The organism is Mesorhizobium sp. M2A.F.Ca.ET.067.02.1.1, from assembly GCF_004023285.1.
In the GTDB taxonomy this organism is placed as follows: Bacteria; Pseudomonadota; Alphaproteobacteria; order Rhizobiales; family Rhizobiaceae; genus Mesorhizobium.
The window spans coordinates 1-20,728 of sequence record NZ_RZSB01000033.1 but is presented as its reverse complement, the minus strand read 5'-3'; the positions used below and the strand labels follow the sequence as shown (position 1 = coordinate 20,728).

22 protein-coding genes are annotated in these 20,728 nt (G+C 63.5%); 10 read left to right on the top strand and 12 right to left on the bottom strand.

What is annotated here, in order from left to right; genetic code table 11:
• The first annotated feature begins 448 nt into the window (after positions 1 to 448).
• A complete protein-coding gene (locus EOA28_RS05585; protein ID WP_127252715.1) occupies positions 449 to 805 on the top strand; it encodes a hypothetical protein in 357 nt (118 codons plus the stop codon).
• A gap of 388 nt (positions 806 to 1,193) precedes the next feature.
• On the opposite strand, the gene EOA28_RS05580 is transcribed toward EOA28_RS05585, so the two are convergent.
• The 3 genes from EOA28_RS05580 to EOA28_RS05570 form a co-directional block, all read right to left on the bottom strand.
• Entirely contained in the window at positions 1,194 to 2,867 is a 1,674-nt protein-coding gene (locus EOA28_RS05580) for a family 1 glycosylhydrolase (RefSeq protein WP_127252714.1), read from the bottom strand.
• 74 nt (positions 2,868 to 2,941) lie between these two features.
• The gene (gene glf / locus EOA28_RS05575) at positions 2,942 to 4,081 is read right to left on the bottom strand and encodes a UDP-galactopyranose mutase (RefSeq protein WP_128314684.1); all 1,140 of its coding nucleotides are present in this window, start codon (positions 4,079 to 4,081) and stop codon (positions 2,942 to 2,944) included.
• Between the two features lie 2 nt (positions 4,082 to 4,083).
• Positions 4,084 to 5,256 carry a glycosyltransferase gene (locus EOA28_RS05570; RefSeq protein ID WP_127252585.1) on the bottom strand — a complete coding sequence of 391 codons (1,173 nt, stop codon included), beginning with the start codon at positions 5,254 to 5,256 and terminating at the stop codon, positions 4,084 to 4,086.
• A 303-nt stretch (positions 5,257 to 5,559) separates the two neighbouring features.
• Between EOA28_RS05570 and EOA28_RS05565 the strand changes: the two genes are divergently transcribed.
• Both EOA28_RS05565 and EOA28_RS38675 read left to right on the top strand, forming a co-directional pair.
• Positions 5,560 to 6,477, top strand: coding sequence for a hypothetical protein (locus EOA28_RS05565; protein ID WP_127252584.1), 918 nt, complete (start codon positions 5,560 to 5,562; stop codon positions 6,475 to 6,477).
• The gene (locus EOA28_RS38675) at positions 6,474 to 6,638 is read left to right on the top strand and encodes a hypothetical protein (RefSeq protein WP_189341934.1); all 165 of its coding nucleotides are present in this window, start codon (positions 6,474 to 6,476) and stop codon (positions 6,636 to 6,638) included. The genes EOA28_RS05565 and EOA28_RS38675 overlap by 4 nt, the downstream gene beginning before the upstream one ends.
• A gap of 15 nt (positions 6,639 to 6,653) precedes the next feature.
• Here EOA28_RS38675 and EOA28_RS05560 read toward each other — a convergent pair whose 3' ends face one another.
• From EOA28_RS05560 to EOA28_RS05550, 3 genes are all read right to left on the bottom strand, one after another.
• The gene (locus EOA28_RS05560) at positions 6,654 to 7,520 is read right to left on the bottom strand and encodes an NAD(P)-dependent oxidoreductase (RefSeq protein WP_128314683.1); all 867 of its coding nucleotides are present in this window, start codon (positions 7,518 to 7,520) and stop codon (positions 6,654 to 6,656) included.
• 96 nt (positions 7,521 to 7,616) lie between these two features.
• Entirely contained in the window at positions 7,617 to 8,261 is a 645-nt protein-coding gene (locus tag EOA28_RS05555; RefSeq protein ID WP_128314682.1) for a helix-turn-helix transcriptional regulator, read from the bottom strand.
• An 8-nt stretch (positions 8,262 to 8,269) separates the two neighbouring features.
• On the bottom strand, positions 8,270 to 9,145 hold the full coding sequence (locus EOA28_RS05550) for a S1C family serine protease (protein WP_127252581.1): 876 nt from the start codon (positions 9,143 to 9,145) through the stop codon (positions 8,270 to 8,272).
• Positions 9,146 to 9,305: 160 nt separating this feature from the next.
• On the opposite strand from EOA28_RS05550, the gene EOA28_RS05545 reads away from it, so the two are divergent.
• Positions 9,306 to 10,253 carry a trypsin-like peptidase domain-containing protein gene (locus EOA28_RS05545; RefSeq protein WP_127252580.1) on the top strand — a complete coding sequence of 316 codons (948 nt, stop codon included), beginning with the start codon at positions 9,306 to 9,308 and terminating at the stop codon, positions 10,251 to 10,253.
• 11 nt (positions 10,254 to 10,264) lie between these two features.
• Here EOA28_RS05545 and EOA28_RS05540 read toward each other — a convergent pair whose 3' ends face one another.
• Positions 10,265 to 10,690: a VOC family protein gene (locus EOA28_RS05540; protein ID WP_126081772.1), complete on the bottom strand. Its 426-nt coding sequence runs from the start codon at positions 10,688 to 10,690 to the stop codon at positions 10,265 to 10,267.
• 66 nt (positions 10,691 to 10,756) lie between these two features.
• On the opposite strand from EOA28_RS05540, the gene EOA28_RS05535 reads away from it, so the two are divergent.
• On the top strand, positions 10,757 to 11,383 hold the full coding sequence (locus EOA28_RS05535; protein WP_127252579.1) for a TetR/AcrR family transcriptional regulator: 627 nt from the start codon (positions 10,757 to 10,759) through the stop codon (positions 11,381 to 11,383).
• Here the strand turns inward: EOA28_RS05535 and EOA28_RS05530 are convergent.
• On the bottom strand, positions 11,325 to 12,272 hold the full coding sequence (locus EOA28_RS05530; protein ID WP_127252578.1) for a LysR family transcriptional regulator: 948 nt from the start codon (positions 12,270 to 12,272) through the stop codon (positions 11,325 to 11,327). The two genes, EOA28_RS05535 and EOA28_RS05530, sit on opposite strands and share 59 nt — an antisense overlap.
• Positions 12,273 to 12,388: 116 nt before the next feature.
• Between EOA28_RS05530 and EOA28_RS05525 the strand changes: the two genes are divergently transcribed.
• A complete protein-coding gene (locus tag EOA28_RS05525; RefSeq protein ID WP_127252577.1) occupies positions 12,389 to 13,027 on the top strand; it encodes an FMN-dependent NADH-azoreductase in 639 nt (212 codons plus the stop codon).
• A gap of 78 nt (positions 13,028 to 13,105) precedes the next feature.
• Here EOA28_RS05525 and EOA28_RS05520 read toward each other — a convergent pair whose 3' ends face one another.
• The 3 genes from EOA28_RS05520 to EOA28_RS05510 all read right to left on the bottom strand — a co-directional run bounded on the left by EOA28_RS05520 (position 13,106) and on the right by EOA28_RS05510 (position 16,368).
• Positions 13,106 to 14,281 (bottom strand): ROK family transcriptional regulator, encoded by a 1,176-nt coding sequence (locus EOA28_RS05520; protein WP_127252576.1) that lies wholly within the window; start codon positions 14,279 to 14,281, stop codon positions 13,106 to 13,108.
• A gap of 151 nt (positions 14,282 to 14,432) precedes the next feature.
• Positions 14,433 to 15,452 (bottom strand): SIS domain-containing protein, encoded by a 1,020-nt coding sequence (locus EOA28_RS05515; RefSeq protein WP_127252575.1) that lies wholly within the window; start codon positions 15,450 to 15,452, stop codon positions 14,433 to 14,435.
• A 22-nt stretch (positions 15,453 to 15,474) separates the two neighbouring features.
• Positions 15,475 to 16,368 (bottom strand): BadF/BadG/BcrA/BcrD ATPase family protein, encoded by an 894-nt coding sequence (locus EOA28_RS05510; protein ID WP_245463346.1) that lies wholly within the window; start codon positions 16,366 to 16,368, stop codon positions 15,475 to 15,477.
• Between the two features lie 174 nt (positions 16,369 to 16,542).
• On the opposite strand from EOA28_RS05510, the gene EOA28_RS05505 reads away from it, so the two are divergent.
• Genes EOA28_RS05505 through EOA28_RS05490 form a run of 4 tightly spaced genes read left to right on the top strand, consistent with a single transcriptional unit; the run spans position 16,543 to position 20,528 of the window.
• A complete protein-coding gene (locus EOA28_RS05505; RefSeq protein WP_127252573.1) occupies positions 16,543 to 17,793 on the top strand; it encodes an extracellular solute-binding protein in 1,251 nt (416 codons plus the stop codon).
• Position 17,794: 1 nt separating this feature from the next.
• Positions 17,795 to 18,730, top strand: a complete 936-nt coding sequence (locus tag EOA28_RS05500; protein ID WP_127385979.1) for a sugar ABC transporter permease — start codon at positions 17,795 to 17,797, stop codon at positions 18,728 to 18,730.
• Positions 18,730 to 19,560 carry a carbohydrate ABC transporter permease gene (locus EOA28_RS05495; protein WP_127253897.1) on the top strand — a complete coding sequence of 277 codons (831 nt, stop codon included), beginning with the start codon at positions 18,730 to 18,732 and terminating at the stop codon, positions 19,558 to 19,560. Before EOA28_RS05500 ends, EOA28_RS05495 begins: the two co-directional genes overlap by 1 nt.
• A gap of 35 nt (positions 19,561 to 19,595) precedes the next feature.
• The gene (locus EOA28_RS05490; RefSeq protein WP_127385978.1) at positions 19,596 to 20,528 is read left to right on the top strand and encodes a 3-keto-5-aminohexanoate cleavage protein; all 933 of its coding nucleotides are present in this window, start codon (positions 19,596 to 19,598) and stop codon (positions 20,526 to 20,528) included.
• Between the two features lie 38 nt (positions 20,529 to 20,566).
• Here EOA28_RS05490 and EOA28_RS05485 read toward each other — a convergent pair.
• A partial coding sequence (locus EOA28_RS05485; RefSeq protein ID WP_245501475.1) for an HlyU family transcriptional regulator occupies positions 20,567 to 20,728 on the bottom strand: 162 nt, incomplete at its 5' end.

Sequence of the window (20,728 nt, the reverse complement as noted above, 5' to 3'; positions counted from 1 at the left end):
GCGCCTTATGGCGCGAAACAGGTCCGGCCCTTGCGCCGCATCTGCCTCGACCCCGCAAAAGCGTCGATACCCGGCAGCGCGGCGCAAGGGCCGGACCTGTTTCGCGCCATAAGGCGCAGGCCGCTCTACGGCTCGAATATGGGCTGATTTTGGCATTTTGCGCCAGCGCTTTCGAAAGCCCTGTGCGAAGACAAGAAAAACACTAAGCCAGCCCGCGCGGGGCCTGTAGCTGATGGTTAGAGCCGGTGACTCATAACCGCATGGTTGGGGCTCGAATCCCTCCGGCCAGGCGTTACCTTACGCGGTTCGCCAGAGATGAGGCCGACGGCTATCGGCTTTTTATTGGTTCATTGTGGAACATCCTTGGGGATCGCTTGTTAGCCAAGCAGCAGGTTTCACCTCTGGCCGTGGTGCTCGCACGGCCATGTGCTCTTGACGATGGTGTTCGATGGCCAATGACATCCCAGGAAAGAAAGCGCGCCAGGGTGGCCGCGGACTTCCGGTTCTTGCCGTTTTGATCTGCGCACTGGTGCTGGCAGCGATCGCATGGGGCGTTGCCGAGATTTATGGTGAGGCGGCAAAGACGCCTGCGACCGAGGAGAAGCCAGCGCCACAGGAGAATAGTCAGGCGCCCTCATCCTCCAGCCCGAACCCCGCGGAAACCGATCCTGCAAAGTCCAAAGCTGACAATATGAACGTGGCCCCCGTTGATCGAAATCCAGAGGTGGACAGGGACCCAACACCTCGATCCAGCACGGGCGGTGATCAGCCGGGCAAGCAACCTTCACAGCCCGCCTTGCAGTAAGCCGCTCCGCCTTGGGTCCGCCCGAGAGCCGCAGTCATGGGCAGTTGGCACCGCTCTGGGTCCAGAGTGGGCGCTTGTTTTTCTGTGCCAGAGACGAGGCAGGCGCGGTTCTCTACCTGCTATACTGTTTCCGCAGCATGGACGAGCCAAGCCGGTGGGCCGCTCACGAAGTGCGTATATAGTCTTTTTGACGGATGACTACCAATAAAACAGGGCGCCTGGTAACCCATGTTGCGTCACCAACAAGATCGGGGAGCCGTGACACGGCCCGCTGCCTTGTCGGAGGTGCAGACTTCGCCGGCGGTGGGCCGATCGCATCTCAGGCAGCAGGGAAGGCGCGCCATAGCCAGCCAGTAATGTCGACAGATAAGTTACGTGACGGCACCTGTTAGACGGCGTAGCTGGCGCCGCTCTCGTCTTCTGCGACAGCCTCTATCCAATATTGATTGTTGGGCTCGGCCCGCAGAAGCCTGAACATCCCCGTTTGTCCGTCCACTACGAGGTCAAGGAAGGCGTTGGCGGTCTCGACCATGCCGATCGTACGGGCGGCTTGCAGATCCAACGTGGCGATGCCGGGAAACCGACAGCGAAGATTGGTTAGAGCTGACAGCGATCCTCGCGAGGACCGACCTGCGTCGTCAATACTTATCGCGGCCCAGGAATTCGTCTGCGCCAGCTCTTGCGTGAGCTTGTCCGGCGGCGTTGGGCGAACCGCTAATCGACGCATGTGGCAACACTCCTCGATGACGGACGCCATTCGGCCAAACCCTGCCAGAAGCATTGACCGTGCAGGCTTTGTCGGTGGGCACTCCGTTCGCCACCAACCGGGCCGATCGAGCGCGGGATGATCGAATGCACCTTCCTTCGCGATTTGGCTCACAGCGCTCGCGATGATGGTCTTTCTCGGGCTCGCGTCCCGCACGTCGAAGGCTCCGCTCTCGTAATAGCCCTTTTGATGCGCCAGCATCGAGTTCCAGTCGGTGGCCCCGAACAGTGACCAGGCAGTGATGGCGCGTATGTCGGCTCCGTCGTGCCTCGCCGCCTTGGCTTCCTGCCATCCCTCGATCAGCCACCGCAACTGTTCCTCACGCGTGCATCCGTTGTGCAACTCGGTGACGGCGATTGGCCTGCGGTAGCGATCCCAAATTTCCTTTAGCCGGAATCGTAAACGTGCGTGGTCGCGCATCTGAGATCGCACCGCCGCGATGTCGACATAGGCGTCGATGCCATTCCCCCCAGTCTGCTCGTCTGGATACCGCCGGAGATCGTCGTCGAGCAGGCGGTCGCTCGTCAGGTAGTAATCGATCCCAATGACATTGGGGGGGCAAGGGTCCGCGCTCAGCTCGTCGAGATGACGGCGGTCCACGCCCGCGTCAAGCAAGCGCCGGTGGAATGGATGGTCGTCGTCAACCAGGCCGCTCAGCAGATCAAGCGCCAGCCATCGCCGCTCGTTTTCATAGTCGGCCTGGTAGCGGAGGCGGGGCGTGGAGAACACCCGCCCAAAATCTTCGGTCTGGACAAGTTGCGCACCAGGTATGTGTTCTCGGATTGCCTTCATGGCCAGCGCGGTTGCGCGACACTGCGCGACGGTCAATCGGAAGCAGGTTGCCTCGCAGGTGCCATGCGGATGCCAAAGTCCATAGAGGCCGCTTATGCGCGCCGTCGTCAGTGGCTCGTTGATCGGCGTGAACATCTCCAGCCAGGGATAACGTTGCGCCACTTGCCCGGCATACCTGGCCAGCAATTCGGGGAAGTCCGGATCAAGCACATGGGTCGATTTCGGTCCGCTGCCATGATGGACCAGCCCCGCGATCGGCCTCACGCCAAGCCTTCGCAATTCGTTGAGACGCGCGTCCGGCCACCGCCAGTCGCTCGAACCATCGCCTTCGACCAGTTCCCAGAGCACGGGGTATCGCAAGGTCTTGATACCCATCTCGGCTATGAGGCTGAGATCGCCGGCACGGTCGAAATGGCCGGTCTCGCGGAGTTGATCCCGGGTCCGCTCGCGCAGGCGCACGATGCTGCATTCAACGCCGCCCCAGATTTCGAGACTATCGCTCAACTTGCAGCTCCGGGTCCGGCATCATGGCGGTTCGTTGTGTGCGCAACATTAAGCCATCGCTGCGCAGACGGCATTTAGACGGGCATCGCGAGTGCCGATTGCGGTGCGCGATCTGAGGCTGGGATAGTCTTCTGAATACGGGCAAAAGTGGCCAGGGCCTGCCCTACAACCTGGTCCATGTTGTAGTAGCGGTACGTCGCCAGACGGCCGACGAACCACACGTCAGGGCAATTGTCAGCGAGCGCTTCATATTGTTTGTAGAGAGCCTCGTTTTTCGGCCGCGGCACGGGGTAATATGGGTCGCCGATGTCTGTCGGGTATTCGTAGGTGAGGCTGGTCCGGATATTCCTCTGGCCCGTCAAATGCTTATACTCGGTGATGCGGGTATAGGCTTCCGTCTGCGGATAGTTCACCACGGCTACCGGCTGAAATTGCTCGCATTCGAGGGTGACATGCTCGAAGCGCAATGAGCGATAGGGCAGGCGGCCCAGCTTCCAGTCAAAGAATTCATCAATCGGCCCGGTGTAGATCAGCCGCCGGAAGGGAATTCGCTCTCGGACCTCGCGATAATCGGTCTGCAGCATGATCTTGACGTTGGGATGGTCCAACATCCGTTCGAACATGCGCGTGTAGCCGCCGGCCGGCATCTGCTGGAAGCTGTCGCCGAAATAGCGATCGTCGCGGTTCGTTCTCGTTGGAACGCGGGCCGTCACGGACTTGCTCAACTGGCTGGGATCGACCCCCCACTGCTTTCTGGTGTAGCCGCGGAAGAATTTCTCATAGAGCTCCCTACCGACGGTGCTGACAACCACATCCTCGGCGGTACGGACTTCGCCAACGGTTTCACGACGCGACGCGAAGAACTCTTCCAGCTCTGCCGGGCTTAGCTCGAGACCATAAAGATGGTTGATGGTGTCGAGGTTTATAGGAATCGGCAGAAGCTTGCCGTCCACGAAAGCGAGCACACGGTGCTCGTAAGGGCGCCAGCTTGTGAACTGCGACAGATAGTCGACGATCGACTGGGCGTTCGTATGGAATATATGCGGTCCGTAACGATGGATGAGAATGCCGGCTTCGTTGTAGCAGTCATACGCGTTTCCGCCGATGTGACTCCGACGGTCTATGATGAGAACGCTTTCGCTTCGTTGCGAAGCGATCCGTTCCGCGAGAACGCTGCCGGCAAAGCCTGCCCCGACAATCAGCCAGGCGAACATGGTCACGCGCTCCTGCGGAAGGGCACGACCTTCTTGCTTGCACTGGCTTTCTTGATGTGGGCGGCCATGGCATCCCATGTTCGCTGCCAGGACATGTTGGCCAAATAGGCATCAACCGCTGGCAGGCGCATTTCGCGCGGTTGCGCCAGCGCGGAGCGCAGTTTGGCCTCGATGTCTTCGGCGTCGGCGATATCGACGAGGCCGGCGGCAGCGTAGCTTCGCACCACATCGACAATCGCAGTCGACACCACGGGCAGGCCGGCGGCAAGGAATTCGGGAGTTTTCGTGGGGCTGATGAAGCGTGTCGCTTCGTTGAGCGCGAACGGCATCCACCCGACATCCCAATGCCGGAGGTAGTCGGGCAGATCCTTGTAGGCTTTGCTGCCGAGCCAGTGCAGGTTGTTTGCCCTCGGCAGGATGTCCGGATCGATCTTGACGACCGGACCAAGCATCACGAAGTGCACATCTGGCATCGTGCTGGAAGCCTGCGCCACGAGATCGATATCGAGGCGCTCGTCGATGACACCGAAGAAGCCAACCCGAGGATGCGGGATTGTGAGTTGATCCGCCGGCTCCTCGCCGGGCGCCCTCGCCTTGTGAAAGTGGTTGACGTCAATGCTGCTGGGGAAGGGATAGATCGCCCGATGTTGGCAACGCTTCGCTTCGAACAGGCTTAAGCCGCCCGTGAAGACCACATCGGCGCATTCGAAGAGCGCCCGTTCCAGCAACGCAAGCTGGGCCGGCGCATCCTTGAACGCCGCAAGCTCGTCCATGCAGTCATAGACGCGCACGTCGAAGTTGACATGCGCGCTGAAGCGCAGCGCCATCGGGGTATAATACCAGGCAGTCAATTGGGCGTGCGGCGTCGACGCGATGATCCGGTCCAGATATCTGCGCTGGATCGCATCGGCTCTGGCGGGGCTGGTGCCGATCGGGAGCAAAGGGGTCGCTACCCGAATGCCCGGCGCAGCGTCGCAAAACCGAATGGACGAGTGGGAGCATTCTTCAAAAACGGGCTCCTCGAAGTAAACGATTTGGTGCTCTCTCGAGGCATGCGTGAGAATGTGCTGCGGACGTTGATAGACGAAATTCCATCGCAAATGGGAGAAGCATATCAATAAATCTTGCTCTTTTCTGGTTTTGATTTTGGCTGGTATTCTTATCGCCGCGTCCATATAAGCTTTTCCCTGGTGACATTGCGGTTTATACTGCGAATAACATTTGTTAATCGCGAGATGCAAGAAGCTATTCCTGCCGCATGTCTAACTGTCGGCTGATTAACTTGTTCCAGCCAGCGAGCGATATGCAGGCGGAGTGCCGGCCAGAGCGTCTGGCATCTCAGGCTGCAGCTTTCTGGGGACGGCCGCTCGGGTGCCGCATTTTCGTTGAATGAGCAGCTAGAATATTCGGTGGCTTAAATTGATTCGTCGGACCGACGCCAAGGGCGTTTAGCGGCCGACAATCGCTGGGATAGATAGATGAAGATCGAGTTCGAGACGAATGTGTTCCCGTTGTTTCACCCGCAAGCGGTGGACGATCTCAAGGACCCGTGCCCGGTTTATGACGGCCGGCTTTGGCATGTATTCGGATCGAGCGGCACGGTGACCAGCGAGACTTGGAAGATTCTTCACGCCACGGCGCCGGAGTTGCACGGACCGTGGACGGAGCACGCGCCGATCGAGCTTCCGGTCACCGGCTCGGGCGTCGCGGCGCCGGGTGTAGTCCACGAAGACGGCGTCTTCCACATGTTCATCCAAACTGAGTTTATGAAATCCGGCGGCCGCTGTGCACATGCGGTGTCCAATGATGGGTTCAACTGGGTGGTGCTCAAGCCGGCAATCCTGTCAGTGCCTGATACGGATGAAGACGGCATCTATGATCCCCACCCGGCTCTCATCGGGGGCAAGCGTTACCTCGTTTATTCCGGCATGCCGAAATTCACCCGCGTGCCGCAGCCGGATATCTATCTGGCCCGGAGCCAGTCCGATTCATGGTTCGGGCCCTGGAAGCGCTTGGGCAAAATCCTGGACCACAATGACATTCCCCACCACAACACGCGGGACGACCCCGACTACGAATGGGGGATTGAAGGTGCCCAGTTGGTGGAACTTCCGGACGGCCGCGTGCTCCTCAACGCCACCTGCTTCCTTCCGCACGGACCGCGCGGTAGCCGGCAGCGGGTGTTCTTCGCCGTTGCGAGCGCCGTTACCGGACCTTACGTCTCGGTCGGTCCAGTGCTTGACCCGGGCGGACCTGGGGAAAACGGCCACTCGACGGTGATGATTGATGGCGAGCGGCTGACCCTTTTTTATCAGAGCCGCGTTGCGGCGACCAACCATCGCTGGCGCTACGGGTTGGCGAGTTTCGACGTGTCCCAGCTTTCCAAGGCGGCTTGACCCGCTCGTCGCGAGCCTTCCTCGACCACGCTTCCTACACGGCGGAGCAACTGATGTGGCTGACCATCATCCATCTGGCGTTCGTGCTTTCGGCGCTGATGCTGGCCCATATCGACCGGGTCATGGCGTTGGCGAAAGGCAAGAAGGCCGCGGCGGATTAAGGCCGCCTGCGCCCTTCAGTAGATTCTTCTGACCTTCGTCTGCGAGTTCGCAAACACCTCGTCGGGAACGAAGAAATCGCCCGCGAGCTGACCGGCGGCGCCTGGCGCGTACACCGAAAAATCCGTCACGCCTTCGGCGCGCAGCACCTCTTCGTCGATGTAGAAATCGCCGGTCGCCTCGCGCGACGGGCGCATGAAGATCGCATGTGCGGCGTCGGCCATGATGTCGGGCGAGCGGCTCATCGCCGCCACCGTGGCTCCGCCCAGAAGATTGCGCACCGCGGCCGTGTCGATGGTCGAGATCGGCCAAAGTGAATTGACCGCGATGCCGTCCTTGGCGAACTCCGCGCTCATGCCAAGCGTGCACATCGACATGCCGAACTTCGCCATCGTGTAGGCAACATGGTTCTTGAACCACTTGGCCTTCATGTCGAGCGGCGGCGCCAGATTCAGGATGTGAGGGTTCTTGGCCAACTTCAGGTGCGGAATGCACATTTTGGAGACCAGGAACGTGCCGCGCGTGTTGATCTGATGCATCAGATCGTAGCGCTTCATGTCGGTCTCCAGCGTGCCGGTGAGCTGGATGGCGCTGGCATTGTTGACGCAGATGTCGATGCCGCCGAACCGCTCGACGGTTTTCGCCACCGCATCGGCCACCTGCGCTTCGTCGCGGATGTCGCAAAGCACCGGCAGCGCCTTGCCGCCGGCCTGCTCGATTTCTTGCGCTGCGGTGTAGATGGTGCCCGGCAGCTTCGGATGCGGCTCGGCGGTCTTGGCCGCGATCGTCACATTGGCGCCGTCGCGCGCCGCCCTGAGCGCGATCGCCAGCCCGATGCCGCGCGATCCGCCCGAGATGAACAGCGTCTTTCCGTTGAGCGACATCCTTTTGCCTCCCTGTTCAATAAGGGAGGCAACTTGCGCGGCAGACAGCCGTGGCGCAAGGGGCAAGACGGATTACGCAGCGTCGTGCCGGAAGGCCTAGACCAGCACCAGCCCCTGCCGCATCGCTATCGCGATCGCGTCCGTCCGGTTGGCGGCGCCAAGCTTGATCAGGATGGCGGCGACATGGAACTTCGCCGTGTGGACCGAAATGTTGAGCCGCCGGGCGATCACCTTGTTCGGGGCGCCTTCGGCGAGCAGCGCCAGCACCTCCGCCTCGCGCGGCGACAGGGCCGGACGCGCCGGATTGTCATCCGTCACGTCCTCTTCAGCGAGCCCGTCATGGAAATCGCCATGCGCGACCTCCGATGGCCCTGCCCTGTCGATGCGATAGCCGGAAGCTGCGAGCCGCGCCGCCGCGGCGATCAACAGGCTATCGGCCAACGACGGCAGCACGGCGACCACATTGCCGCGAAGCCGCTCGTGTCCGCTGCGGCGGGACAGCAGCACAACAGGCATCGTCGAGCCTATGGCCCGGCTTTCCAAGGCCGCATCGTCTGTCACCGCGACATCCGCTGGCTGGCCTGTGCTGCTCCCGGCCAATGTCGGCAGCAGATCGTCACTCGCGGCAAGCGCATCGGCAAGCTGCTCGTCCCGCTCGGCATCGCCGAGCGCCACCAGCACCGTCAGCCGGTGGGCTGACGGTTCCGGTCGTGCGATCACTTGTGCCGCGCTGCTTGCCATCAATCCTCTCAGCTCAGCGGCTTCTCGCCGATGGTGATCGAAACGTCGCGCTCAGCGCCGCCGCTCGAAACACCAAGCGTCACGGTGGTACCCGCGCTGTCCGGCCCGAGCTTGCGGATCAGCTCGCGCGGGCCATGCACGGCTTCGCCGTTCCAGGCGACGACGATGTCGCCGACATGCAGGCCGGCGGCCTTGGCCGGGCCGTTGTCGTCCAGGCTCATGACCATGGCGCCTTTGGTGTCGCCGTTGCGGATCGGATGCAGCCCGGCGCCGAGGTAGCCGCGCGCGACATGACCCTTCTCGCGCAGCGTGGCAATCGCGCGCTCGATCGTCTCGTAAGGCATGACCAGCGCCCGCCGGCGCGGTCCGAACAACAGCATGCCGATCAGCCCGCACCTGGCGTCGAGCACCGGACCGCCCTCGAAGCGACCGCCGGTGTTGATGGCAAGGTTGATACGCTGGTCGATCGTGCCGCCGCGCATCGAGCGCCACGCCGGCCCGACCTCGCCGACCGTGCCGAACACGGCAAGCGCTGCGCCATCACTGTTGCCCACGGCGATCGCCAGATTGCCGGGACGCACCGCATCGGCCTGCGCCAATTGCGGCAAACCGGCAGCGCCGGAAGCGGGCTTCAGCAGCGCAACGCCCGTCGACGGATCGCGGCCGGCCAGCTCTGCCTTCACGGTTTCGCCGGAGGCCAGCGTCAATTCGATCTCCTCGCCGGCTTCGACCACTTCCTCGGCGGTGACGAAATAGCCGTCGCGCCAGTGGAAGGCGCTGGCGGTGCGGTGGTGATGCGTGACGAAACTCGCCAGCGCGGGCGCAGCTGTGGCCGCGACATCGGCAATCGCGTCGGAAAAGGCACTGAGGTTGAAATCGCTCATAAGACTGTCTCCTGGGTTCGGTGACCCAGATATCGCTCGCTAGCGCAGCCGCGGGTACTCGCCTGACGGCTAGTCGGCCGGCGGACTGGCCATGTGGTCAGGTCGCGGCGCCCCTGGCTGCTCCGCACATATAGTCATCATTCTACGAGGGAACACGCCCATGGCTTTCGCAGCCGAAAAACTTCCATCCGATGACAGTTTGCTCGACGCCTACTCGGCATCCGTGGCTGACGCTGTCGACCGTATCGGTCCGGCCGTGTGCCGCATCGAGCGCATTGGCGCCGGCGGTCACGGCTCCGGCTTCGTCATCGCGCAGGATGGCCTGGTCGTCACCAACTTCCATGTCGTCGGCGACGCGCGCGCCGTGCGCGTCACCATGCCGGATGGCGCCTCGCGCGAAGGCCACGTGCTTGGCCGCGATCCCGACACCGACATCGCGCTGGTGCGCGCCGACGGCAGTTTCGCCGATGTCGCGCCGCTCGGCGACTCCAAGCGCCTGCGCCGCGGCCAGATCGCGATCGCGATCGGCAATCCGCTCGGCTTCGAATGGACCGTCACCGCCGGCGTCGTCTCCGCGCTCGGCCGCTCGATGCGCGCCTCGACCGGCCGGCTGATCGACGACGTCATCCAGACCGATGCCGCGCTCAATCCCGGCAATTCCGGGGGGCCGCTGGTGTCGTCGGCGGGCGAGGTGATCGGCGTCAACACCGCCATGATCCACGGCGCACAAGGCATCGCCTTCGCTGTCGCCTCCAACACCGCCAATTTCGTCATCTCCGAAATCATCCGCTTCGGCCGCGTGCGCCGCGCCTTCATTGGCGTCTCTGCCGACACGACCAACCTGCCGCGCCGGGCGGCCCTGTTGTCGCAAGTCACCACGAACACGGCGGTGCGCCTGCGCAGCGTCGAGAAGAACGGCCCCGCCGCCAAGGCCGGCCTGAAGGAAGGCGACATCATCGCGGCAATAGACGGCCGGCCGGTCACCGGCGTCGACGACCTCGTGCGCATGCTCGACGCCGAGCGCATCGGCCGCGAGACGCTCTGCACTGTCGTGCGCCGCACCGGCGTCAACCAGGTGGCGGTGACGCCGGTAGCGCGGACGAGCTAAGCCTCGCTGGCTTAGCTTCCCGCCATCCCCTCGGCATATTGCGCCAAGAATTCCTCGCTTGGCGGGATCGGCTTGATGACGTCGATCAGCACGCCGTTGGGGTCCCTGGTGATGAAGTGCCGCTGGCCGAACGGCTCGTCACGCAAGCTGCGCAGGATCGGCAGGCCGGCGGCGATGGCGCGCTCATAGACGGAGTCGGGATCGCGCACCTCGAAATTGATCAGCAGGCCTGACGTTCGTCCGCGCCCCTCCTGCGGGATCGTCTCATGATCCCCTTGCACGATGCCAAGATTGACGCGTCTATCCTCCGCCGACTGCAGATGCACATACCAGTCGCTTTTGAAGAGCGGCTTGAAGCGGAAATGCTCGACATAAAAAGCCGCCGTGCCTTCGACATCGTCCGTCATCAGCACCGGATAATAGCTGGTCGTCTTCATCTTTCCTTCTCCTCTCACCCAACATACAGTCTGTATGTAAATGCAAATAACATACAGGCTGCATGTATGCAACAAGAGTCCGGACGCCGCTCCAACCACGACCGCACCGAGGCGACGCGCGCCGATCTGATCCGCGCGGCGCGAAAGCTGTTCACGGAAAAATCCTATGCCGAGACCGGCACGCCGGAGATCGTTGCCGAAGCCGGCGTGACGCGCGGGGCGCTCTATCATCATTTCGCCGACAAGCAGGCCCTGTTCGCCGCGGTCGTCGAACAGGAAGCAGCGACCGTGGCCGCCGAGATCGATCATGCCTCGCCGCCGTCGCCCTCCGCGCGCGAAGCCTTGATCGCCGGATCGGATGCCTATCTCAAGGCAATGCGGGTGCCCGGCCGCACGCGGCTTCTGCTGCTCGACGGGCCGGCCGTGCTCGGCCGCGCAGCCATGGACGAGATCGACAACCGCCACGGCAACCGCTCGCTGCGCGAAGGCCTGGTCGCCGCGATGCGGGCGCAGGCGATGACCAGATTGCCAGCCGAGGCGCTGACCGCCCTGCTCGCCGCCGCCTTCGACCGGGCGGCTCTGGCCATCGAGGTCGGCGCGCCCGCCGAGGACTATCGTGCTGTGCTGATCGCCCTCATGGACGGCTTGACTCCGGTCCGTCCTCCGCCCACAGGCCTGGCTCCATCTCGTTGAAGCAGCCGAGTTGCCGCCTGAACTCGTCGATCAGCCAGGTCGCCGCCGGCTTGGGGCTGCGGTCATTGCGGTGCATGGCATACATCGGCGAGCGGACTTCGCGGTAAGGCTCGAGATCGAGCTCGACCAGCCTGCCGCTGGCAAGGTCGTCGGCGATCAGCCAGCGCGGCAAGCCACCCCAGCCGAGACCTTCGCGCATCAGCGCATGCTTGGTGCGCACATCCGTCAGCCGCCAGGTGCGATAGGCAAAGACACCATAGTCTCGCCCGCGCGTCCGCTCCGACTGGTCGGTGACGACAAGCTGGATGTGCTCGCGCAGGTCCTCGACACCGACCGGCTTCGGCAGTTTGGCCAATGGATGGTCGGGCGCCGCCGCAGGCACCAGGGAGGTGAAGCCGATGCGCAGCAGATTGACGTCGGCATCGCCTTGCAGGCCGCCGAAGCCGAGATCCACCTGGCCGTTCACGACTTGGTCGACGATCAGGCCGAGCGAGCCGATATAAAGCCGCAGCATGACCGCCGGGAACTGCGCCTCAAAGGCCTTGAGCACGCGCACCAGCGCCGGCGAAGGCAGCGTCACGTCGACCGATATCGCCACTTCCGCTTCCAGCCCTTGCCGGTAGCCGTCGGCGCGCGAGCGGATGCGCTGCAGCACGCCGATCATGCGCCGCGCATCCTCCAGCATCGCCTTGCCGACATCGGTCAGCTGCGGCTCGCGCACGCCTTCGCGCTCGAACAGCTTCAGCCCAAGCTGCGCTTCCAGATTGGCGATGCCGTAGCTCACCACCGACTGCGCCCGGTTGAGCTTGCGCCCTGCTGCTGAGAAGCTGCCGGTATCGGCGACTGCCACCAGGATCTGGAGTTGGTCCAATGTCGGGTTCGGCTGCATGGCTATGCCATCCACTTTATTGATGGATTGTATACATATTATACCAGTTATCCTGATGGAGCAGCAATCCCATATTGGCGTGGAAAGTTTAAATCCAACCCCAAGGGGACACCGCCATGTCTATTCTTCTCGTTACCTCCAGCCCGCGTGGCGCCGCTTCGCACTCGACCCGCGTCGCCACCGATCTCGCCCAGAAGCTTGTTGCCGCCGATCCGTCCAACACGCTTGTCGTGCGCGATCTGGTCGCCAATCCGCTGCCGCATATCGACCCCGACTACGCCACCGGCATCTACACGCCGGCCGAAGCGCGCACGCCGCGCCAGGCCGAAGTCGTCGGCGTTTCCGACGCCGTGCTCGATGAGGTCTTCGCCGCCGACACGATCATCCTCGCCACCGGCTTCATCAACTTCAACATCTCCTCGACGTTGAAGTCCTGGGTCGACCACGTCGCCCGCTCGGGCAAGACCTTCGCTTACGGCGAGAATGGTCCGAAGGGCCTTGTCGCCGGCAAGAAGGTCTACATCGTGCTAGCTTCCGGCGGCATCTATTCGGAAGGCGCCGCGGTGCAGATGGACCATGCGGTACCCTATCTGCGCAGCGTGCTCGGCTTCCTCGGCATGACCGACGTTGAAGTGATCCGCGTCGAGGGCGTCGGCATGGGTGCCGATGCCGTGACCGCCGCGCTCGCCAAGGCCACCGCCAAGGTCGACGCGATCGCCGCCCCCAACGCCAACCAGGCCGCCGCGGCTGCCTGATCACCTATGCTGGAGATGAAAGAGGCAGGCGCCCGCCAGCGCCTGCCTCTTTCTGCATTTCGCCGGTAGCCGGCCACCCTACAGCGGCGGCAGCACCACGGCCGGATGGCGGTCCTCGCGCAAGATCAGCCCAAGGCTGTAATCCAGCGCCAGCTTCATGGCGCCGAGCGCGGTTCCGACATCTTCCAGCGTGCTGACCGCGATTGGCGTCGGCCAGGCCAATTCGCCGGCCACCCGCTCGACCTCCGCCGTCATCAACGCGTTGCGGCCGACGCCGCCGCCAAGCACGATCAGGCCCGGGTCGAGCATGCCGATGCAGCCGGCCGCGAGCCGGCCGATATCGGCGGCATGGCGCGAGACAGCCTCGGCGGCCGGCCGCGACCCCGCCAGTGCCAGCGCGAACAATTCCTTGGCCGAATTCGGCGGGGTCCCCTCTTCCGCCGGCCAGGTCTGTCGGCTGCGCTCGACAAGCGCCCGCGAGCCGAGATAGTGCTCAAGCCCCTCGCGAAAAGGCACTTCGCTGGCCGACCACGGAAACGGCATGCGGCCGACTTCGCCGGCAGCGCCGCCGGCGCCGCGATAAAGCCGGCCTTCATTGATCAGGCCCAGGCCGACGCGAACGCCGACCTGCAGGAAGGCAAAGGTCTCGTGACCCTGCGCGGCGCCGAAATGCCTTTCGGCGATCGCCGCGCAGTTGACGTTGTTTTCGAGGATAATCGGCACATCGATCTTGCGGCGAAGGGCGTGGAGCACCGCGCCCGGGCCGTTGCCCTGGCCATTGCCGAGGCGGCTGTGCGAGACGATGCGCGGCACCGCAACCGCGATGCTGCGTAAGGTGCGAAAAGCCTTGCCGACCTTGGCCGGGATCGATTTGGCTACCGCAAGAATGAACGCCCCGGTCTCGTCGACGGTCGCTCCGTCCGGAATGCTCTCTTCCACCGTCGCCAGGGGCTGGGCATCCATCGAATAGGCGACGGCGCGCACCTGTGCCGCGCCGACATCGATGCCGATCACATAGCCGGCGCCGGGGCCGATGCCATAGATGGTGGCGGTCCGCCCGATGGCGCCGCGTTCCGTCCCGCGCGACGAGACAAGGCCAAGCGCGCTGAGTTCGGAAACGGCGGCCGACATGGTCGGCTTGGAGAGTTCCAGCATCGAGCCAAGCTTCGGCCGGGTCACTGGCCCCTGCGAGGCCAGCAGGCGCAGCACGGCGCGGGCGCTTTCCGTCAGGCTGGGGATTTCGGATGGAGCCATCTGCGACGTTGTTCCGCCTTCATCCTCTCGGCGCTCGGCCAATCGCCGGCTCGCATATCACGAATCAACCGCGACCATTGCCATTGTGATGCGTTTCGGCGGATTGCGCGAACGCGCCCTGGTGAGCGAACAATTCTGTGGTCCCGGAGAACTAAAGTTCCGTCGGCGACCAGGGCTTCAGCTTTGTATCGGTTTGCCGGTAGCGGAAGGTGATGTCGGTCAGGCCGGCCGCATCCTGCATATCCGCGACGACCATCTGCAGCGCGATGATCTCCAGGATGCCGTCCGCGATCGCATTGCCCAGCGCCGGGATGATGATGATTGCGAGCTTCTCCGTGGCGGCGATATCGGTCCGTCGCGTGATCAGCACCGAGGGGCAGCCGAAGCCGGCGACGTCCTGCGCGATCTTGACCTCGCGGTCCTCGCCAAAGGCGATCAGGCTGGTGGCCGCGTCCTGCGATTCCATCGGGCCATGCAGATAGTTCAGCGTGTCCCAGCCGGAGGCGGGAATCCGGACCGCCTCGCGGATTAGCATCGCTGCCTCGCCCGCATTGGCAAAGCCGATACGGGTACCGACAATGTCCATGGAGGCGCGACCGCCAAGCAGCCTTGCCGCCCGACCGGCGCTCTCCCAACCATCGGCCAGCAGCCGCTCGACCGCCTCCGGCAGTTGCGCCCAGTCGAAGGAGCCGCCGGCGATCTTGTCGGCCAGCATGCCGAGCGCGAGCAGGGTTCCTGTATAGCCGGTCGAACTGGCGCCATTGTCGGCGCCCGATTCCATGGCGAGCACCGCGCCGGTGATGTCGGCCAGTGGATTGTCGGCGCCGCGGCAGATGGCAAGGCGTGGATAGGCCTTCGCCTCTCGCATCACATCGGCGATTTCGCGGCTCTGGCCGGAGGCCGACAGGGCGACAAAGGCATCCGCCGCCGCATCCGTCCGGCCATAGAGTTCGGTCGGCACGAAGGCGAAACCCCGCCGACCCAGTTGGCGCAGATAGAAGGCGCCCGCGAGGGCCGCCTGATAGCTGGCGCCGATGCCGGCAAAGCCGATCGTGCCGGCGGCAAAGCCTGACAGGTCGAGCGAATCGAGCGCCCTTGCCACGGCCTGCCTTCCGATTTCCAGGCTTTCGGCCTGGCGCAACACCGCTGGGCGGTAACCGATACGCTTCATGTCAATGCTCCTCGATCCGCCCTCAGCCGTTGCCACGCTTCTTGCCCACGATTAGGCGTCCGGCCAACGCCACCGCGCCGATCACCGGCGGCTCGCGCAGCAGGACCACGCGGCTCGCCGGCGACACGGACGCCATCGCCTTGACGAAAGCTTCCATCAGCATCGGCTGCTCGGCAATGACGCCGCCGCCGGCGACGACCAGCGACGCATCGGCGCCGCGTTCGATCAGCAGTTGCACAAGCGCCGCGAGCCCCTCCCCGCCTTCCTCGATGACGCGCGAAGCGAGCGGCGAACCGGCGTTCGCGGCATCGAAGACAGCGTTGGCATAGCGGCCCCAGGCAGCGGCGCCGCGTGTCTCGTTGAGCAAGATGCCGAGCTTGGTCTGGTCGTCGGTTCCGATCTCGCGCATAAGCATCGCTATCAGCGGATCGCCCTCCTGGCCGCGATCGAGAGCGCGGCGGATCGCCTTGACGGCCTCGCGCACCAGCGCCGCCGCGCTTCCTTCATCGCCCAGGATCCAGCCCCAGCCGCCGGCGGCAAGCATTTTGCCCTCGGCCGTGCGCGCAACCGCGATCGAACCGGTGCCGGCCACGACGCCGATGCCATCATCATAGCCGGCGGCGGGCACCATCAGCTCGGCATCGTTGACCACCTGCACGCTGGTTTTCAGATTGGCCGACAGCAGCGCCTGAAAGCGCCCGCATTGCTCCTCGGTGTCGCAGCCATGCGCGCCGACGGCAACCGCGGCAGGCGCTGAACCGCCGCACAAATCCAGGACGATGTCCGAGAGCTTCAGCGCGTCGGCCTCCATCTGGCGGATCCGCCATTCGTCGGTGATAACCGTCTTGTCGAACAACACGGTGTCGCCGCGACGCCCCAGGATGCGCGTCTTGGTGCCGCCTATGTCCACACCCACCAACAGGTTCCGATCCACGCACATTCCCTTCGCCAGACGCGCGCGCCGAAGCTTCGCGCAATGCAGCAATTCCGTTAGTTAGGAAACTTTACAAACTATCTTTCCAGACGGCAAGAACTATGATTTGATCAACCCCGTCCAAGCGCATGAAGCGCTGAATGGGAGATCAGGAAGATGAGCAGGAGAAGGATCGGCCTGGCCCTCGCGGCCGCCTCTTTCGCATGGGGATTTGCAACAAGTCTGGCGCATGCCACCGACATCTCGTTCTGGACCTGGCGCCAGGAAGACAAGGCCGCCTATAACGAGCTCTTCGCCGACTTCACCAAGGCGAACCCAGACATCCACGTGAAGTTCGAGTCCTTCCAGGACGAGAACTACCCGACCATCGTCTCGACGGCATTGGCGGGCGGCAAGGGCGGCGACGTCATTCACACGCACGCCTATGGTTGGCTCGAGCAATTCGTAAAGGCCGGCTATTTCGAGCCGCTCGACATGGCGACCGTACCCTCGCTCGCCAACCAGCCGGCGGATGCGCTGGTGTCCGGCACCTACCGCGCCGACAAGAAGGTCTATTCGCTGCCCTTCGCCTCGCAGACGCTTGGCCTGTTCATCAACAAGGACGTCTTCGCCAAGGCCGGGCTGACGCCGCCGACCACCTGGGACGAGTTCATCACCGTCAGCAAGGCACTGAAGGAGAAGGGCATCTATCCTTTGGCTAACGGCATGGGCACCAGCTGGTTCAACGAAATGTTCGTGGCCATCTTCACCAACCCGTTCCTTGGCCCCGACTTCGTCAGCGACCTGACCAGCGGCAAGACCACCTTCAAGGATCCGCGCTATGTCGCGGCACTCGGCAAGCTGCTCGAGCTGCGCCCCTATATGCCCGACGGCTTCGAAGGCATCGACTATGAGACGGCCGGCCAGCTGTTCCTGAGCGGCAAGGCGGCGATGCTCGCCGGCGGCAGCTTCGACATCGCCACCTACCGGTCGCAGAACCCCGCCATCAACATGGACTTCGTCACCCCGCCTATGGCCAAGGCCGGCGACACGCCGCAAGTCACGAAATTCTTCGACGGCGGCTACGCGGTCAATTCGAAGTCGGCCAACAAGGAAGCGGCGCTCAAGCTGGTCAACTGGATGGGCACCAAGGAGTTCGGCGACAAGTTCTCGGCGCTTCTCGGCAACATCTCGCCGATCAAGGGCGTCGTCATCAAGGACGAGCTTCTGTCACACGTCGCCAAGTTGAACGAGACGGCGATGCCGCATATCAATGTCGTCTATTTCCGCTTCGAAAAGCCGACGGGATCGGAATTGCTGCAGGGCGACATCACCAAGATGATGTCGGGGTCGATCACGCCGGACCAGCTTGCCGCCGACCTCACCGACGGCCTCGCCAAATGGTACAAGCCGTTCCAGGGCAAATGAGATGGCAGACGGCTGGCGCCACACAGCGAAACCTTTTGCATGGCGCCGGTCGCTCTGGATTGCCGCGCTGCTGACGCCGGCGCTGCTGGTCATGGTGCTGTTCGTGCTATGGCCGCTTTTGTCGGCCTTCCGCTTCGCCTTCTATGAGTTCAACGGGCTCAGGCCATCCGGCTTCATCGGGCTCGAAAACTTCCGCCAAGTCCTGTTCGAAAAGCCCTATAGCGACTGGACCTGGAATGCGTTCAAGCACAATGTCATCGCCTTCCTGGCGCTGATGGTCTTCGAGAACGGCACCGCCTTTCTGATCGCCTTCGCGCTGCTCAAGGCGCTGCCGGGCCACCGCATCCACCAGGTCATCGTTTTCCTGCCGGTGGTGCTGTCGGCGGTGATCGTCGGCTTCCTGTGGAAGCTGTTCCTGCATCCGCTGTTCGGCCTTGTGAACCGGCTGCTCGGCCTGGTCGGCATCGGCGCCATTCCATGGCTCGGTAACGAAAACACCGCGCTCGGCAGCGTCCTCTTCGCCAACATCTGGCACTGGCTGGGCTTCCCGACATTGGTGCTGCTTGCCGGCATGCAGCGCATCAGCAAGGACGTGCTGGAAGCCGCCCGCCTCGACGGCGCCGGCGACTACGCGCTGATGACCAACATCGTCTGGCCGTTGATCGCGCCCAGCGTCACCATCGTAACCATCCTGACCTTCATCGGCAGCTTCAACTGGTTCGAGATCCCCTATGTCATGGCCGGCCTGACCGGTTCGCCGGGCGGCTCGACCGACGTGCTCGGCCTCTATTTCTACCGCACGGCCTTCGGCAGCACGACCACCGGCATCCAGGATTTCGGCCAGGGCAGCGCGCTGGCGGTTCTGATGTTCATCTTCGTCGCCGGCGTCACGGCAATCGCCCTGCGCTACCTGCGCCGCCGCGAAATCGAGCAGTGATGCGGGATCGCGGCGAGACGATCAGGAACGGCGCCATCCAGCTCCTGCTGGCGGTCAATGCCGTCATCATGATCTATCCGCTGTTCGTCATGGTGGCCTCGTCGTTCAAGACAAACCCCGAGATCTTTTCCTCGCCGCTTTCGCTGCCGACGCATTTCTCGACCGCCAATCTGGAGAAGGTCTGGACCGGGACCAATTTCGTCCGCTATCTGGCGAACTCGGTCGGCATCACCGCCGCCTCGGTCGCGCTGATCCTGATGTTCAGCACGCTCGCCGGCTATGCCATCGCCCGCTACCGGTTCCGGCTGAGCTCGCTGGTGCTGATGTTCTTCCTGAGCGGCATGACGGTGCCGCTGAAGCTGGCGATCATCCCGCTGTTCATCCAGCTCGACACGCTCGGCCTCGTCGACAGCTATCTCGGGCTGGTGCTGGTCTATGTGGCGATGGGCATCCCATCGGCCGTCTTCATCATGACCGGCTTCCTGCGCACCTTGCCGCGCGAGCTGGAAGAATCCGCCCGCATGGACGGCGCCAGCGAGCTTCGCATCATGTGGTCGATCATGCTGCCGCTGGCGCGGCCGGCGCTAGTCATCGTGGCGATCCAGAACGCGGTGCCGATCTGGAACGACTTCTTCTTTCCGCTGGTCCTGATCACCTCCGACAATTTGAAGACACTGCCGCAAGGGCTGACCGTGTTCGTCGGCGAATTCACCACCGACTGGGGGGTGCTGTTCACCGGGCTGACACTGGCGGCGCTGCCGATTACCGTGCTCTATATCGTGCTGTCGAAGCAGTTCATTTCCGGCATCACGCAAGGCGCGGTCAAATAGGCGCTTCAAACAACCAAGAGATCGAGGCATCAAAAGTGGCGAACTGGAACAAGATCATCATCACCTGCGCGGTCACGGGCTCGATCCATACGCCATCGATGTCGCCGCATCTGCCGGTGACGGCCGAAGAGATCGCCACCGCCGCAATCGAGGCGGCCGAGGCGGGCGCGGCGATCGTCCATCTCCATGCCCGCAATCCGGTCGACGGCCGCCCCGACCAATCGACCGAGGCCTTCGCGCCTTTCCTGCAGGTCATCAAGCAGCGCTCCAACTGCGTGGTCAACATCACCACCGGCGGTGCCGCGACGATGAGCGTGGAGGAGCGGGTGAGGCCGGCGAAGGTCTTTGCGCCCGAGGTCGCCTCGCTCAACATGGGCTCGATGAATTTCGCGCTGTTCCCGATGCTGGAGCGGTTCAAGACCTTCGAGCATGATTGGGAGCGGCCCTATCTCGAATCCTCGCGCGACCGCATCTTCCGCAACACTTTCGGCGACATCGAGCACATATTGCGAACCTGCGCCGACACCGGCACGCGTTTCGAGATCGAATGCTACGATATCGGCCACCTCTACACGCTGGCGCATTTCGTCGAGCGCGGCCTGGTCAAGGCGCCGTTCTTCGTCCAGAGCGTGTTCGGCATCCTCGGCGGCATCGGCACGCATCCGGAAGACGTCGCGCACATGAAGCGCACGGCCGACCGCCTGTTCGGCAACGACTATCACTGGTCGGTGCTGGGCGCCGGCCGCCATCAACTGCCGATCGCCACGCAGGCGATTGCGCTCGGCGGCAATGTGCGGGTCGGCCTGGAGGACTCGCTGTGGATCGGCAAGGGCAAGCTCGCCCGCTCCAGCGCCGAGCAGGTGACCAAGGTGCGCCAGATCATCGAAGGCCTCGGCGCCTCGATCGCCACGCCCGACGAGGCGCGGCAGATCCTGCAGCTCAAGGGCGGGGATAAGGTCGCGTTCTAATCGAAAGAAGCTGGCCGGCGCAGCCGAAGCTACGGCGCCTAGCCGAACATCTTCTCGCCCTGCTCGTCGACCAGCTGGATGCCTTTCTTGATCGAGATGTCGACGGCGTCGTCCAGCCCGGCGAAGCGGTCGGCGCGGATGAAGCGGTGCTCTTTCAGCACGCCGTCCACTTCCTTCGAGACGACGCCGCAGGTCTGGTA

Bases quoted from the DNA above. Each gene is read 5' to 3' on its own strand.
- EOA28_RS05530 (WP_127252578.1), bottom strand. From the start codon at position 12,272: ATGCAGCCGAACCCGACATTGGACCAACTCCAGATCCTGGTGGCAGTC.
- EOA28_RS05525 (WP_127252577.1), top strand. From the start codon at position 12,389: ATGTCTATTCTTCTCGTTACCTCCAGCCCGCGTGGCGCCGCTTCGCAC.
- EOA28_RS05555 (WP_128314682.1), bottom strand. From the start codon at position 8,261: ATGGCAAGCAGCGCGGCACAAGTGATCGCACGACCGGAACCGTCAGCC.
- EOA28_RS05500 (WP_127385979.1), top strand. From the start codon at position 17,795: ATGGCAGACGGCTGGCGCCACACAGCGAAACCTTTTGCATGGCGCCGG.
- EOA28_RS05560 (WP_128314683.1), bottom strand. From the start codon at position 7,520: ATGTCGCTCAACGGAAAGACGCTGTTCATCTCGGGCGGATCGCGCGGC.
- EOA28_RS05515 (WP_127252575.1), bottom strand. From the start codon at position 15,452: ATGAAGCGTATCGGTTACCGCCCAGCGGTGTTGCGCCAGGCCGAAAGC.
- EOA28_RS05495 (WP_127253897.1), top strand. From the start codon at position 18,730: ATGCGGGATCGCGGCGAGACGATCAGGAACGGCGCCATCCAGCTCCTG.
- EOA28_RS05535 (WP_127252579.1), top strand. From the start codon at position 10,757: ATGCAACAAGAGTCCGGACGCCGCTCCAACCACGACCGCACCGAGGCG.
- EOA28_RS05505 (WP_127252573.1), top strand. From the start codon at position 16,543: ATGAGCAGGAGAAGGATCGGCCTGGCCCTCGCGGCCGCCTCTTTCGCA.
- glf (WP_128314684.1), bottom strand. From the start codon at position 4,081: ATGTTCGCCTGGCTGATTGTCGGGGCAGGCTTTGCCGGCAGCGTTCTC.
- EOA28_RS05570 (WP_127252585.1), bottom strand. From the start codon at position 5,256: ATGGACGCGGCGATAAGAATACCAGCCAAAATCAAAACCAGAAAAGAG.
- EOA28_RS05565 (WP_127252584.1), top strand. From the start codon at position 5,560: ATGAAGATCGAGTTCGAGACGAATGTGTTCCCGTTGTTTCACCCGCAA.
- EOA28_RS05585 (WP_127252715.1), top strand. From the start codon at position 449: ATGGCCAATGACATCCCAGGAAAGAAAGCGCGCCAGGGTGGCCGCGGA.
- EOA28_RS05540 (WP_126081772.1), bottom strand. From the start codon at position 10,690: ATGAAGACGACCAGCTATTATCCGGTGCTGATGACGGACGATGTCGAA.
- EOA28_RS05545 (WP_127252580.1), top strand. From the start codon at position 9,306: ATGGCTTTCGCAGCCGAAAAACTTCCATCCGATGACAGTTTGCTCGAC.
- EOA28_RS05520 (WP_127252576.1), bottom strand. From the start codon at position 14,281: ATGGCTCCATCCGAAATCCCCAGCCTGACGGAAAGCGCCCGCGCCGTG.
- EOA28_RS05550 (WP_127252581.1), bottom strand. From the start codon at position 9,145: ATGAGCGATTTCAACCTCAGTGCCTTTTCCGACGCGATTGCCGATGTC.